Genomic DNA, 13,597 nt, shown 5'->3' on the forward strand with positions numbered 1-13,597 from the left:
TTCGGCGGGTCATTGCTTCCCTATTCGGGAACTCACTACCGTTCTCGAGGCGACCGTTCTCACGGTGAGGTGCACGGTCGCTCGACGACGGAAAGGGCCCTCTCGAATGACGCGACCAGGAATGGCGATCGACCCGTCACCGATCGACACGGCGGGAATCATCGAATTCGCCGCGAACCAGGTGCGTCGCCTCGTCGACACCCATCCCGACGCCATTCCCGTCCACACGCGTGACGGCCGCTGGCTGATAGCCGACGACGCCTGGGCCCCGTCCTGGACCGGCGGCTTCCTCGCCGGCCAGATGTGGGTGCTCGCCGGCCTGCACCCCGACGGCTCGTGGCGCGAGCGCGCCGAGCACTACTCGCGACTCGTCGAGGGTCGGCGCCACGACCGCGGGACGCACGACATCGGGTTCCTGTTCACCCCGAGCTGGGGTCGCTGGCACCGGGCGGCACCGTCGGAGCGCACGGCGACCGTGCTCGTCGATGCCGCCCGCTCGCTCGCGAGCAACTTCAACGAGAACGGGCGCTACATCCGTACCTGGGTCGACCCGGGGAGCACCTTCATCGACATCATGATGAACGTCGACCTCCTCTTCGAGGCCGCGGCCATCGCGGACGACCCGTCCCTGTCGGGCGTGGCCTACGAGCACGCGCGGACCAGCCGTCGCCACCTCGTCCGCGGCGACGCCACGACGGCGCACGAGGGCTGGTTCGACCCCCTGACCGGGGAGTTCCAGCGCCACGCGACGCACCAGGGGTACCGCTCGGACTCGAGCTGGGTCCGGGGACACGCCTGGGCGCTGTACGGGTTCACCTCCTGCTACATCCGCACGGGCGACGCCGACTTCCTCGACACGGCCCGCGCGCTCGCCGACACCTACCTGCGCCACGCCGACGGCGACCCGGTCCCGCCCAACGACTGGGAGGACCCGGTCCCCGAGCACCCCTACGAGGCGTCGGCCGGATCGATCCTGAGCTCCGCGCTGCTCCAGCTCGCGGAGGTCGACGTCGAGCGACGCGACCGGTACGAGAGCGCCGGGCTGCGCCTGCTGGGCCGGCTGGGCTCGCCGCCGTTCCTCGCGGTCGACGACCCCGCGTGGGAGGGGCTCATCCGCCTCGCGACGTACCACCGGGCGAACGGTCTCGGCGTCCAGGAGAGCAACATGTGGGGCGACTACTACTTCCTCGAGGCCGTCGAGCGGGCCGCGGCGCTCGGTCGAGCCGCGACGGCCGAGGCGCGGTAGCCACCTGGCCCGGCCGGCGGCCGGCCCGACCGACCGTCAGAGCGGGTGGCGCCAGCGCACCAGCGCGCGGGAGGCCGAGACCTGCCCGGCCGTCCGCGCCGAGCGCCGCCCGAGCGGGAGCGGCTCCACGTCACCGGTCGCCGACGCCGCGAACACCCGGCCGGCCGAGCCGCGCAGCTCCTCGATCGTGCGCTCGAGCCGCGCGACCTCCCGCTCGAGCGAGAGGATCCGGCGGATGCCCTCGAGGTTGATCCCCTCGAGGGACAGCCGCTGGACCTCGCGCAGCGCGTCGATGTCGGCCTGCGAGTAGCGCCGGCCGCGACCGGGGGCGCGCGCGGGCACCACGAGGCCGAGCCGGTCGTACTGCCGCAGCGTCTGGGCGTGCATGCCCGCGACCGCCGCCGCCACCGAGACCGGGAGGACGGGGGCCGTGTAGGCGTCGTGCCGAGCGTTCATCGTCCGTGCTGTCCGTGCTGTCCGTGCCTAGAGTGCCCGCGCGGCCGCGTGGAGCGAGGCGCGCGGGTCGGCGTCGGCGGTGGCGGCGGCGAACGCCTCGACGGCCTCCCGCGCCTGCGGGGTGAGCCGGTCCGGCACCACGACCTCGAGCGTCACGATGAGGTTGCCCGTGCCCGCCTTCGCCGTGATCCCCTTGCCGCGCACGCGCAGCTTCTTGCCGGACGGGGAGCCCGCCGGGACCTTGACCTTGACCGTGCCGCCGTCGAACGTCGGCACCGCGATGGTCGCGCCGAGCGCCGCCTCCGCGAAGGAGATCGGCACCGTGATCGTGAGGTCGCGCCCCTCGATCCCGTAGACCGGGTTCTCGGGAACCGTGACGTCGACGACGAGGTCGCCGGGCTCGCCGCCGCCGGCCCCGGGGCGTCCCCGGCCGCGCAGCTTGATCTTCTGCCCGTCGCGCACGCCGGCCGGGATGCGGACCGTCATGGGACGGCCCTCGACCGTCACCGACATCTCACCGCCCTCGACCGCCGTGCGGAACGGGATGGTGAGGCTGGCGTGCAGGTCGCTCCCGCGCTCCGGGCCGCCGAAGCCGGCCCGGCGTCCGCCGAAGCCGGAGCCGTAGCCGGCCCCGCCCCGCGCGCCCCCGGCGGCCCCGCCGAACATCCCGGAGAGGATGTCGTCGAGGTCGACGTCGGGGCTGCCGTAGCCGCCCCCGCCGCCCGTCGAGTACCGCATCCGCTGACCGCCGGCTCCGCCGCCGAACATGCCGGAGAAGACGTCCTCGAACCCGCCGCCGGCACCCGGACCGCCGGGTCCACCGGCGAACCGGGCCCCGCCGGACGCCATGGCGCGCAGGCTGTCGTACTGCTCGCGCTCCTTGGGGTCCGACAGGACCGCGTAGGCCTCGCCGACCTCCTTGAAGCGCGCCTCGGCCACGTCGTCACCCGGGTTCTGGTCCGGGTGGTACTGGCGGGCGAGCTTGCGGTACGCCTTCTTGATGGCGGCCTCATCCGCGTCCTTCGCAACGCCGAGGATCTTGTAGAAGTCCTTCTCGAGCCAGTCCTGGCCACCGCTCATGACCGCCTCCTTCCTGGTGCCAGCGCCCCGCGCACACGTGCCGGTGCCTGCGTCACGCCGGACCCGCCACGCCGACGCGGGCGGGGCGGATCACGACGTCACCCCGGCGGTAGCCGGGCTGGGCGACCATCGCGACGGTCGTGGTCGTGGCGTCCGGGTCGTCGGTGTGCATGAGCGCCTCGTGGAGCTCGGGATCGAACTCGTCCCCGGTCGCGCCGTAGCGCACGACGCCGAACCGGGTCTCGAGCACCTGCTCGAGCTTGTCGGCGATCGAGAGGAACGGTCCGGACAGCTCGCCGTGCCGGCGGGCCAGCTCGATGTCGTCGAGCACCGGGACGATCGCCTCCACGACGTCGGCGCGGCCGGTCTCCCTCGCCTGCGCCTCGAGCTCGCGCGAGCGCTTCACGAACGCGTTGAACCGCTGGTCGATGTTGTAGGCGTCGGCCTTGGCCCTGGCGAGCTGGTCCTGCAGGTCGAGCACGTCGGCCAGCACGCGCTCCGCGTCGCCCTCGGCGTCCGCGCCGTCGGCCGCGGCCGACGGCGTAGTGCCGTCGGCCGCGGTCCCGGCGGGACCCTCGCGGCGCTCGCCCGCGGTGGACGCGGCGGCATCGGCCGACGGCACGCCGGCCTGCCCGTCCACCTCGTCCTGACCCGGCTCGTGCTGCGAGTCGGTGGTCACTTGTTCTCGTCCTCCTCGTCGACGACCTCGGCGTCCACCACGTCGTCGTCGGACGCGGCGCCGGCGGGGGCGCCCTCGTCCGGCGTCGCGCCGGAGGCGGCCGCCTGGTCGGCCGCGTAGACGGCCTCGCCGATCTTCTGCGCGGACTCGGTCAGCCTGGCCGTCGCGGCCTTGACGGCCTCGATGTCCGTGCCGCCGAGCGCGGAGTTGACCTCGCTGATCGCCTCGTTCACCGTGCTGGCGACGTCGGCCGGGATCTTGTCCTCGTTGTCCTTGAGCTGCTTCTGGATCGCGTAGACGAGCTGCTCGGCCTGGTTGCGGGTGTCGATCTCCTCGCGACGCTTGGCGTCCTCGGCCGCGTGGGCCTCGGCCTCCTTGATCATCCGGTCGATCTCGTCCTTCGGCAGGGCCGAGCCGCCCGTGATCGTCATCGACTGCTCCTTGCCCGTGCCACGGTCCTTGGCGGAGACGTGGACGATGCCGTTGGCGTCGATGTCGAAGGTGACCTCGATCTGCGGCAGGCCGCGCGGCGCCGGCGCGATGCCGGTCAGCTCGAACGTGCCGAGGGCCTTGTTGTCCGAGGCCATGTCGCGCTCACCCTGGAAGACCTGGATGAGGACGGAGGGCTGGTTGTCCTCGGCCGTGGAGAAGACCTCGCTGCGCTTGGTCGGGATGGCCGTGTTCCGCTCGATGAGCTTCGTCATGACGCCACCCTTGGTCTCGATGCCGAGGGACAGCGGCGTGACGTCGATGAGCAGGACGTCCTTGCGGTCGCCCTTGAGGACGCCGGCCTGGAGCGCGGCGCCGATGGCGACGACCTCGTCCGGGTTCACGCCCTTGTTCGGCTCCTTGCCGCCCGTCAGCTCCTTGACGACCTCGGTGATGGCCGGCATGCGCGTCGAGCCGCCGACGAGGACGACGTGGTCGATCTCGTCGACCTTGATGCCCGCGTCCTTGATGACGTTGTGGAACGGCGCCTTGGTGCGCTCCACGAGGTCGGCCGTCATCTGCTGGAACTGCGCCCGCGTGAGCGTCTTCTCCAGGTGGATCGGGCCGTTCTCCGTCATCGACAGGTACTGCAGCGAGATCGTGGTCGAGGACGCGGAGGAGAGCTCCTTCTTCGCCGTCTCGGCCGCCTCGCGCAGACGCTGGAGGGCGATCTTGTCCTTGGACAGGTCGACGCCGTAGGAGTTCTTCACCTCGCTGACCAGCCAGTCGACGATCCGCTGGTCCCAGTCGTCACCGCCGAGGCGGTTGTCGCCGTTGGTCGCGCGGACCTGGATCGTGGAGAACCCGTCCTCGTCCTTGCCCACCTCGAGGAGGGACACGTCGAACGTGCCGCCACCGAGGTCGAACACGAGGATGAGCTCGTCCTCCTTGCCCTTCTCCAGCCCGTAGGCGAGGGCGGCGGCGGTCGGCTCGTTGATGATCCGCAGGACGTTGAGCCCGGCGATCTGGCCGGCGTCCTTGGTCGCCTGGCGCTCGGCGTCGTTGAAGTACGCGGGGACGGTGATGACCGCGTCGGTCACCGGCTCGCCCAGGTAGGACTCGGCGTCCTTCTTGAGCTTGCCGAGGATGCGCGCGGAGATCTCCTGCGCCGTGTACTGCTTGCCGTCGATGTCCTGGCTCCAGTCGGTGCCCATGTGGCGCTTGACGGAGGAGATGGTCCGGTCGACGTTGGTGACGGCCTGCCGCTTGGCGATCTCACCGACGAGGACCTCGCCGTTCTTGCTGAACGCCACGACGGACGGGGTGGTGCGGAACCCCTCCGCGTTCGCGATGACGGTGGGCTCGCCGCCCTCGAGGACGGCCACGCAGGAGTTGGTCGTGCCGAGGTCGATGCCGACTGCTCGTGCCATGTGTGTGTTCCTCACTTCTGTGACTCGGTTCCGCCACCCGTGCGGGTCGCGGCGATGTTCATCGGACTGGTTGAGTCCGCCACGCTCAAGTTTGCTCCGTCTTGACGGACAGGTCAAGCACGAGTTGAGCCGAGTCGACTCAAGGTGGCCGGCGATCGGCGAGATTCCGCGGTTCCTGCGCGCCGACGCCACGGAAGGTGAGCGGACTCACACTGCGGCGGTGCGAGGATCGTGGGATGAGTGCTGCGGTTCGGTATGTCGCGATCGGGGACAGCTTCACCGAGGGGGTCGGCGACGAGGTGGCCGGGACGCCCCGGGGCTGGGCCGACCTCGTCGCGGCCGGGCTGGCGGACCGCCACGGCGAGATCGACTACGCGAACCTCGCGATCCGCGGGCGGCTGCTCCGGCCGATCGCGACGACGCAGGTCGACCAGGTGCTGGCCCTCGACCCGCTGCCGACGATGGTGACGATCAACGGCGGCGGCAACGACATGCTGCGTCGCGGCATGGACGCCGCGACGCTGCTCGGGCTCATCCGCACGGCCGCCGCGCGCGTGGCGGACGCCGGCATCGAGCCCGTGCTGCTCGCCGGCCCCGACCCGTCGGCGCGGCTGCCGATGCCGGCCCTCGTCCACGACCGCGGGGCGGAGCTGACGGACGGTGTCGCGGCCCTCGCCGAGGAGACCGGTACGCGGTTCGTCAACGTCTTCGCCGACGAGGAGATCCGCGAGCCCCGGTACTGGTCGGCCGACCGGCTCCACCTCAACCCGCACGGGCACCGTCGCGCGGCCGACCTCGTGCTCGCGGGGCTCGGGATTCCCCAGCCGGCACGCGGGTCCGTCCCGCCGCTCGCGGCCCGGCCGCGCCTCGTCGACGACGCGGCGTTCTACGGGCGGTACGTGCTGCCGTGGCTGGGCCGGCGGCTGTGGCGGCGCTCGTCCGGCGACGGCCGCGTCGCGAAGCTGCCGACCTGGACGCGGGTGACGGCGGGCACCACGGGAGCCGGGGACGCCTAGAACGTGACGAGGTCGCCGCGGGTCACCTGGTCGCGCCGGATGCCCGCGAGGAGCAGACCGACCAGCTCGCCCGCGACGGCCACGTCCGTCACCTTGCGGAACTGCTCGATCCCGTTCACCTCGGCGCGGGCGACCTCCTGGCCCTCCCGCACGACCCGGACCCACTCACCGACCCGCACCGTCCCGGCGGCGACGCGGCCCGTCACGACCGTCCCGCGGCCCGTGATCGAGAAGACGTCCTCGACCTCGAGCGCGAGCTCGCCCGACTCCGAGCCGGCCGGCGCGCCGAACGGGCTCGGGGACCCGTAGGGGTTCGCCGTCCCACCGTGTCCCGCCCCGGCGTCGCCGCGCGGGACGTACGACCCGGGCCCGGTGAGGTCGGCGTACGACGTCGGCCCCCGGACCCCGCCGTCGGCGACGCCGTCGACCTGACCGGGCACGGTGCTCGTCGCGCCACCCGCCTCCCACGCCGCGGCCGCAGCGGCCGCCGACGGCGTCGGCTGGCTCGTGGGACGGCTCCGGAACACCGCGCGCGTCATGTTGAGCCCGCACACGAGCGCGACGCCGACGAGGACCCACAGCCCGATGCCGGACCCGCTGAGGCGGATGAACAGGACCGTCGCGGCGACGAGCAGGACCATGTTGACGAAGGCGGCCCGGATGATCGCGCGGTTCTGCGGCGGAACGGCGTTCCGGCCGCCCGAGGACGCGGCGGCGTCGGACGGCTGACGGGGGTCGTCGTAGGGACTCATCCTTCGACGCTACTCGCCCGCGCCCGGCCCTGCCGAGCCCCGACCGGCCCGCGTCCGGCCCCGCCCGGCCCGGCAGCCATGCCCCGACCGGCCCCGCCCGGCCCGGCAACCTTCCCGGACGACGGCGCCCGCGCCGGTACATTCGCGGGCATGGCAGACCCGACCGCGCGGCCGCGTGCCGCGTGGCACCCGACCTGGACGGAGCCGAGCGGCCCCGCCTACCGCGACGTCACGAGCCGGAGCGCCTGGATCGACCTGCGCGCCCTCGCCTGGTTCGTCCTCCTCGCGCTGGCCGGCCTCGTCATGGCGTCGGTCGCCCGCAACGCGACGGCCGGGCTCGACGAGGACCTGCGCAACGCGCTCGCCGGGGCGCCCCGGACGATCCTGCACATCGCCCTCGTCCTGCTCCAGGGCCTCGCGCTCGTCGGCCTCGTCGCGTTCCCGGCGGCTCTCGCCCTCGCGCGGCACTGGGGTCTGCTGGGCCGGGCCGTCCTCGCCGGCGTCGCCGGCGGCGGGGCGTTCTGGGCGCTCACCCACCTGCACCTGCTCCAGCCGGGCGCCGACCTCACCCCGATCGCCGCCGGCCTCGGCCCGGCGCCGTCGTCGATCCTCATCGCCGCGGCCGCGGCCGTCGTCGCGACGCTGCGCCCGGTCTCCTCGGCCGCCTGGCTCGGCCCCCTGTGGACGTGGCTCGCGCTGCTCGCCGTGCTGCGGACGCTCGCGTCGCCCGAGGCCCCGCTCGACGTCGTCCTCGCGATCGGCGTGGGCGGCACGATCGGGACGGGCGTGCTGCTCGCGTTCGGTCGCGTCGTCCACCGGCTCACGGCGGCGGGCGTCGCGGCGACGCTGGCGGAGGCGAGCACCCCCGTCGTCGCGCTCAGCCCGAGCGCCCCCGCGCTCGACTCGTGGCAGTGGCTCGCCCGGACGGCCCCCGGGACGGCGCTCGGCGTCGACACCCCCGCGGGCGGCGACACGCTCCTCCTGCGGGTCGTCGACCGGTACACCTGGCGCCAGGAGAACCTCGCCGGCACGTACCGCCGCCTGCGCCTGCGCGTGTTCTCCGGCGGCCGGACCGCCTCGCCCGTGGCGGCCGTGACGTCGGAGGCGATGATCGGCCTGCTCGCCGCGGACCGCGGCGTCCACGTCCCGCGGGTGCGCGTCGTCGCCCGGGCGCCCGAGGGCGAGGCCCTCCTCGCCGTCGACGACGTCGCGGGCATCCCGCTGGCCGACGTCGCCGACGCCGACGTCACGGAGTCCGTGCTGCGCGCCGTCTGGTCCGAGGTGGCGGCGCTGCACTCCCACCGGATCGCCCACCACGCGCTCACCTCGCGGGCGCTGCTCGTCCACGACGGCGCGGACGACGACGTCCCGGCGGACGACGACGCGGCGCCGACCGTGTGGATCACGTCGTTCGGACGCGGCCAGGCGGGAGCCGACGACGACGCGCTGCTCGGCGACGTCGCCGACCTCCTCGCCTCGACGTACGCGCAGGTCGGGCCGGCGCGCGCGGTCGCCCCCGCCGTCGCGGTGCTGGGCGGCGACCGGGTGAGCGACGCGTCGCGGCTGCTCGTCCCGGTGGCCCTCCCCCGGCGCACGCGCGACGCGCTCAAGCGGACCTCCGGCGGCCTCGACCCGCTGCTGGAGGAGATCGCGACGCAGACCGGCGTCCCCCGGCAGAAGCCGCTGCCGATCGAGCGGTTCCGCCCGCGGACCCTCGTCGCGGCGCTCGCGCTCGTCGTCGCGTTCTACTTCCTCGTCCCGGAGCTGGCCGAGTGGCCGACCATGATCGACTCCGTCCGGCACGCCGACTGGGGCTGGCTGCCACTGCTCCTCGTCGCCTCCGCGCTCACCTACGTCGGGTGCGGGATCGGGCTCGCCGGGTCGACCCCCGGACGCGTCCCGCCCGTCGACGCCGGCCTGGTGGCGCTGGCCAGCTCGTTCGTCGCGACGTTCTCCCCGCCCGGCCTGTCGACCATCGGCCTCAACGTCCGCTTCCTCCAGCAGCGCGGCTATCCCCTGCCCGTCGCCATCTCGGCGAGCGCGGCGAAGGAGGCGGCCGTCGTGGCCGTCCAGGTCGTCCTCATCGTCGTGTTCGCGCTGTGGGGCGGGACGACGGGCGTGTTCGCCGATCTCGTCTCGCACCTGCCGTCCGAGCGGGTGCTCGTCGGCGCCGGCGTCGCCGTCGTGGTGGTCGTCGCGGTGCTGCTCGCCGTCCCGCGCGTCCGCTCGCTGCTCCGCTCGCACGTCCTGCCGTCGGCGCGGCAGGGCATCGAGGCGCTCCAGCCCGTCATGACGTCGCCGTGGAAGATGACGCAGCTCGTCGTCGGCGTGGCGCTCCTGCCGCTCGGCTACGCGTTCTCGCTGTTCGCCGCGTCGCGCGCCTTCGACGCGACGACGCCGCTCGTCGCCGTCGTGCTGGTGTCGCTGACCGCCGGGTCGCTGGCGAGTGCCGCGCCGACGCCGGGCGGGATCGGCGCCGTCGAGGCCGTGCTGACGGCGGCGCTCGTGGCGATCGGGATGTCGACGTCGGCGGCGCTCGCCGCGGTCCTGCTCTACCGGCTGGTCACGTTCTGGCTGCCGATCCCGCCGGGGTTCGTCTCGTTCCGCGTGCTGACGAAGCGGGAGATCCTCTAGTGCGGTCCGCGAGGGGTGCGGCGCAGCGTCGCACGGCGCAGCGTCGCGCGGTCGGCGACGGCGACGGCGACGGCCGTAGGGTTGGCCGGTGATCCGACGCTCCCTCGCCCGCCTGTACTGGCGGCTCAGCCGGTGGACGCTCGTGAGCGAGCCGCAGCCGCCCGCCACGACGGCCCGCGTCATCATCGGCGCCCCGCACACGTCCAACTGGGACGGCGTGCTCATGGTCGCGATCGCCTGGACCTACGACATCGAGCTGCACTGGCTCGGCAAGAAGCAGCTCTTCGCTCCACCGCTCGGCCTGCTCACGCGGGCGCTCGGCGGGATCCCGGTCGACCGCGCGAACCCCGGCCGGCTGGTGGAGGAGATCGTGGCGGGCCAGAGCGAGCGGCCGTTCTCGATCGTCGTGACGCCGGAGGGCACGCGGCGCGGCGGCGGGGGCTGGAAGTCCGGCTTCTACCGGATCGCGCGCGAGGCCGACCTGCCCGTCACGCTCGGCTACGTCGACCGGGACACCATGACGTGCGGGCTCGGGCCGACGATCGAGCTGACGGGCAACGTCGGGGCCGACATGGACGTCATCCGCGCCTTCTACGCCGACAAGTCGGGGCTGCGCCCGGCCAACCGCTCCGAGCCGCGGCTCGCGCAGGAGCCGCGGGGCGGGGACGACCGGCCGGTCGAGCCGGCCTGACCCGGTCGGCCTGCGAGAATCACCCCGTGGCCATCCTTCCCATCGTCGTCTCCGGCGACCCCGTCCTGCACCGCCCGGCCGAGCCGGTCGCCGAGATCACGGACGAGGTCCGCACCCTCGTCGCCGACATGTACGAGACCATGGACGCCGCCCCCGGCGTCGGGCTCGCCGCTCCGCAGGTCGGCGTCGGGCTGCGCATCTTCACCTACAGCTACGTCGATGACGACGACGCCCCGTGGCGCGGCGTGGTCCTCAACCCCGAGCTGTGGATGACGCCGCTCGAGCCGGGCGAGCCCGACGAGGAGACCGAGGAGGAGGGCTGCCTGTCGTTCCCGGGCGAGCGCTTCCCGCTGCGTCGCTCCGACCACGCGGTCGTCACCGGGATCGACCTCGACGGCGAGCCCGTCCGGCTCGACGTGACCGGCTGGCGCGCGCGCATCCTCCAGCACGAGTTCGACCACCTGCTCGGCTACCTCTACACGGACCGGCTCTCCCGCAAGGAGCGGCAGATCTGCCAGAAGATCTCGAAGAAGCGCGGCTGGGGCGTCGAGGGCGTGTCGTGGACGCCGGGCGTCGACGAGGTCGGCGAGGGCTGATCCACAGACCGTCGCGGCGAACCGGCGTGAGTGTCGGGGGCGTGGGCTAGCGTCGCGACATGGACGACACTCAGTCCCGCGAGCTCCTCGACCGCGCCCGCGGCTGCCTCACCGGCCTCGCCGTCGGGGATGCGCTCGGCATGCCGACGCAGTGCCTCCCGTTCGCGCTCGTCCGCGAGCGCTACGGCCTGCTCGCCGGGTTCGAGCCCGGCCCGGCGGACAACCCGATCTCGGGCGGCATGGCGGCCGGCCGGATCACCGACGACACGGAGCAGACCGTGCTGCTCGCGCGGTCCCTGCTCGACGACGACGCGGCGGGGCCCGGCCGCGTCGACCCGCTCGCCTTCGCGCGGGAGCTCCTCGCGTGGCACGGCCGGATGGTCGAGACCGGCTCCGAGGACCTGCTCGGGCCGAGCACGCTGCGCGCCGTCGAGGCCATCGCCGCCGGCGCCGACCCGCTCACGACGGGCCGCTGGGGCGACACGAACGGTGCCGCGATGCGCGTCGCGCCCGTCGGCATCCTCGTCCCGCCGCGACCGCTCGAGGAGCTGGCCCGGCGGGTGCACGAGGTGAGCCGGCCGACGCACGACACGAACGTCGCCGTCGCGGGTGCGGCCGCCGTGGCCGCGGCCGTCAGCTCCGCGCTGGAGGGTGCCGACGTCGCCGAGGCGACGGACCTCGCGGTCGAGGCGGCGCACCTGGGCGGCGAGCTCGGGCAGTACGTGCCGGGGGCCGACGTCGCGATGCGGATCGAGTGGGCGCTCGACGTGGTGCGCGAGCAGCCGCTCGAGGCCGGGCTCGAGCTGATCTCCGAGCTCGTCGGCACGAGCATGGCGACGCAGGAGTCCGTCCCCGCGGCGTTCGCGATCCTCTCGCTCACGCCCGATCCCTGGCTCGCCCTGCGCGCCGCCGCCTCGCTCGGCGGCGACTCGGACACGATCGCGGCGATCGTCGGCGCCATCGCGGGGGCCGCGGGGGCCAGCTGGCCGGACGACGTGGTCGCCGCCCTGCTCGCCGCCAACCCGGCCCTGGCCGACGGGCCGTCAGCGCTCGACCGGCTCGCGGTGCGCCTGGTCGAGCTGCGCCTCGGCGCCGGGCGCTCCACCGGGGCCGCCGAGGGGGCCGGCCAATGAGCCCCACCGTGTACTCGACCGTGTCCGCGATCGTCGACCTGCCGCTCGCCATGCCGCACCTGCCCGAGCGCGGCGGGGACGTGCTCGGGACCGCGGCCGACCCGACCCCCGGCGGGGGCGTCAACACGGCGCTCGCCGCCGCGCGCCAGGGAGCGGTGACCGTGCTCGCCAGCCCGCTCGGCACCGGCGCGTGGGGCCGGCTCGCGCGGGCGGCGCTGGAGGCCGAGGGAGTCGCCTGCCCGGTCACCGCGGACGGCGGAGCCGGCGACACCGGGCTGTGCGTCACCGTGGTCGAGCCGGACGGCGAGCGCACCTTCCTCACGGCGGCCGGGGTCGAGGCGGACCTGCGTCCCGAGTGGCTCGCGCCGATCGCGGCCGGCCCGGCGGACGTCGTGGTCGTCTCCGGCTATGACCTCGCCTACGACTCGGGGGCCGTGCTCGCCGACTGGCTGGAGTCGGACGCCGTCCGGGGCCGGATCGTCCTGGACGTGAGCCCGGTGTGCGACGTCGTGGCACCCGACCTCCTCGACCGCGTGCTGGCGCGTGCCGCGGTCGTGAGCCTCAACGAGCGGGAGACCGGCCTGCTCGGCGGGGCGTCGGCGGTGCGGTCGCGGCTCGGCTCGCTCGGCAACCCGGGCGCCGCCGTGCTGCACCGGCTCGGCGCCGCCGGGACCCGGGTCGAGACGAACGACGGTGGCCTGGCCGAGGTGTCCGTGCCGTCGCTGCACCTGGAGCCGGACCGCGTCGTCGACACGACCGGGGCCGGGGACGCCCACACCGGCGTGCTCGCGGCCTGCCTCGCCGCGGGGTGGGAGCTGTCGGCGGCCGTGCGACGAGCCAACCTCGCCGGCGCGATCACGGTCACCCGCCGCGGCCCCGCCACCTGCCCGACGGCCGCGGAGCTCGACGCCCTCGGGGTGTAGGTCCGGGTAGGCGGGCCGGGCTGAGGTCGGCCATGGCCACGCCACAACCGCATGCACGCGTGGACCCGGCCCCACCGTGACCACGGCCACCAGCATGGCCACGCCACGACCGCGTCGGGCACCACATCTCCCGTCCGGAGCCGTCACCACGACCGCCTGCGCAGGACGAGTCACGGACACGGCTCGACCGTGGCCACGGCCACCGCCGCGGCCACCCCACAACCGCATCGCCCCCGCGACCCGGCCCCACCGTGGCCACGGCCACCGCCATGGCCACCCCACAACCGCATCCACGCACCGACCCGGCTCCACCGTGGCCACGGCCACCACCGTGGCCACCCCACGACCGCATCGGGCATCACATCTCCCGTCCGGAGCCGTCACCACGACCGTCTGCGCAGGACGAGTCACGGACCCGGCTCCGCGGCGGCCACGGCCACCCCACAACCGCATCCCCGCACCGACCCGGCTCCACCGTGGCCACGGCCACCAGCATGGCCACGCCACGACCGCGTCTCCCCCCGCGACCCGG

General features: G+C 74.3%; 12 protein-coding genes. 7 read left to right on the top strand and 5 right to left on the bottom strand.

Annotated elements, in window-relative coordinates; genetic code table 11:
- Positions 1–106: 106 nt before the first annotated feature.
- On the top strand, positions 107–1,246 hold the full coding sequence (locus EDD28_RS04720; protein ID WP_123738559.1) for a glycoside hydrolase family protein: 1,140 nt from the start codon (positions 107–109) through the stop codon (positions 1,244–1,246).
- A gap of 36 nt (positions 1,247–1,282) precedes the next feature.
- Here the strand turns inward: EDD28_RS04720 and EDD28_RS04725 are convergent, their stop codons facing one another.
- Genes EDD28_RS04725 through dnaK form a run of 4 tightly spaced genes read right to left on the bottom strand, consistent with a single transcriptional unit; the run spans position 1,283 to position 5,320 of the window.
- Positions 1,283–1,702, bottom strand: a complete 420-nt coding sequence (locus EDD28_RS04725; protein WP_123738560.1) for a heat shock protein transcriptional repressor HspR — start codon at positions 1,700–1,702, stop codon at positions 1,283–1,285.
- Between the two features lie 27 nt (positions 1,703–1,729).
- On the bottom strand, positions 1,730–2,782 hold the full coding sequence (locus EDD28_RS04730) for a DnaJ C-terminal domain-containing protein (RefSeq protein WP_123738561.1): 1,053 nt from the start codon (positions 2,780–2,782) through the stop codon (positions 1,730–1,732).
- A 52-nt stretch (positions 2,783–2,834) separates the two neighbouring features.
- A complete protein-coding gene (locus EDD28_RS04735; RefSeq protein WP_245967917.1) occupies positions 2,835–3,461 on the bottom strand; it encodes a nucleotide exchange factor GrpE in 627 nt (208 codons plus the stop codon).
- The gene (dnaK, locus tag EDD28_RS04740; protein ID WP_123738562.1) at positions 3,458–5,320 is read right to left on the bottom strand and encodes a molecular chaperone DnaK; all 1,863 of its coding nucleotides are present in this window, start codon (positions 5,318–5,320) and stop codon (positions 3,458–3,460) included. The genes EDD28_RS04735 and dnaK overlap by 4 nt, the downstream gene beginning before the upstream one ends.
- A 236-nt stretch (positions 5,321–5,556) precedes the next feature.
- Here dnaK and EDD28_RS04745 point away from each other — a divergent pair, with 236 nt between their 5' ends.
- Complete coding sequence (locus tag EDD28_RS04745; RefSeq protein ID WP_123738563.1) at positions 5,557–6,336, top strand: SGNH/GDSL hydrolase family protein; 780 nt, start codon at positions 5,557–5,559, stop codon at positions 6,334–6,336.
- On the opposite strand, the gene EDD28_RS04750 is transcribed toward EDD28_RS04745, so the two are convergent.
- Positions 6,333–7,088: an EF-Tu/IF-2/RF-3 family GTPase gene (locus EDD28_RS04750; RefSeq protein WP_123738564.1), complete on the bottom strand. Its 756-nt coding sequence runs from the start codon at positions 7,086–7,088 to the stop codon at positions 6,333–6,335. The genes EDD28_RS04745 and EDD28_RS04750 overlap by 4 nt on opposite strands.
- 150 nt (positions 7,089–7,238) lie before the next feature.
- Here EDD28_RS04750 and EDD28_RS04755 point away from each other — a divergent pair, with 150 nt between their 5' ends.
- The 5 genes from EDD28_RS04755 to EDD28_RS04775 all read left to right on the top strand — a co-directional run bounded on the left by EDD28_RS04755 (position 7,239) and on the right by EDD28_RS04775 (position 13,065).
- Positions 7,239–9,722, top strand: coding sequence for a lysylphosphatidylglycerol synthase transmembrane domain-containing protein (locus EDD28_RS04755; protein WP_123738565.1), 2,484 nt, complete (start codon positions 7,239–7,241; stop codon positions 9,720–9,722).
- A 91-nt stretch (positions 9,723–9,813) separates the two neighbouring features.
- Positions 9,814–10,413 (top strand): 1-acyl-sn-glycerol-3-phosphate acyltransferase, encoded by a 600-nt coding sequence (locus EDD28_RS04760; protein WP_123739933.1) that lies wholly within the window; start codon positions 9,814–9,816, stop codon positions 10,411–10,413.
- A gap of 26 nt (positions 10,414–10,439) precedes the next feature.
- Entirely contained in the window at positions 10,440–11,009 is a 570-nt protein-coding gene (def, locus tag EDD28_RS04765) for a peptide deformylase (protein WP_123738566.1), read from the top strand.
- Positions 11,010–11,068: 59 nt separating this feature from the next.
- The gene (locus EDD28_RS04770) at positions 11,069–12,142 is read left to right on the top strand and encodes an ADP-ribosylglycohydrolase family protein (RefSeq protein WP_123738567.1); all 1,074 of its coding nucleotides are present in this window, start codon (positions 11,069–11,071) and stop codon (positions 12,140–12,142) included.
- A complete protein-coding gene (locus EDD28_RS04775) occupies positions 12,139–13,065 on the top strand; it encodes a PfkB family carbohydrate kinase (protein ID WP_123738568.1) in 927 nt (308 codons plus the stop codon). The genes EDD28_RS04770 and EDD28_RS04775 overlap by 4 nt, the downstream gene beginning before the upstream one ends.
- Positions 13,066–13,597 lie beyond the last annotated feature (532 nt).

This window comes from Salana multivorans, from assembly GCF_003751805.1.
GTDB lineage: Bacteria > Actinomycetota > Actinomycetes > Actinomycetales > Beutenbergiaceae > Salana > Salana multivorans.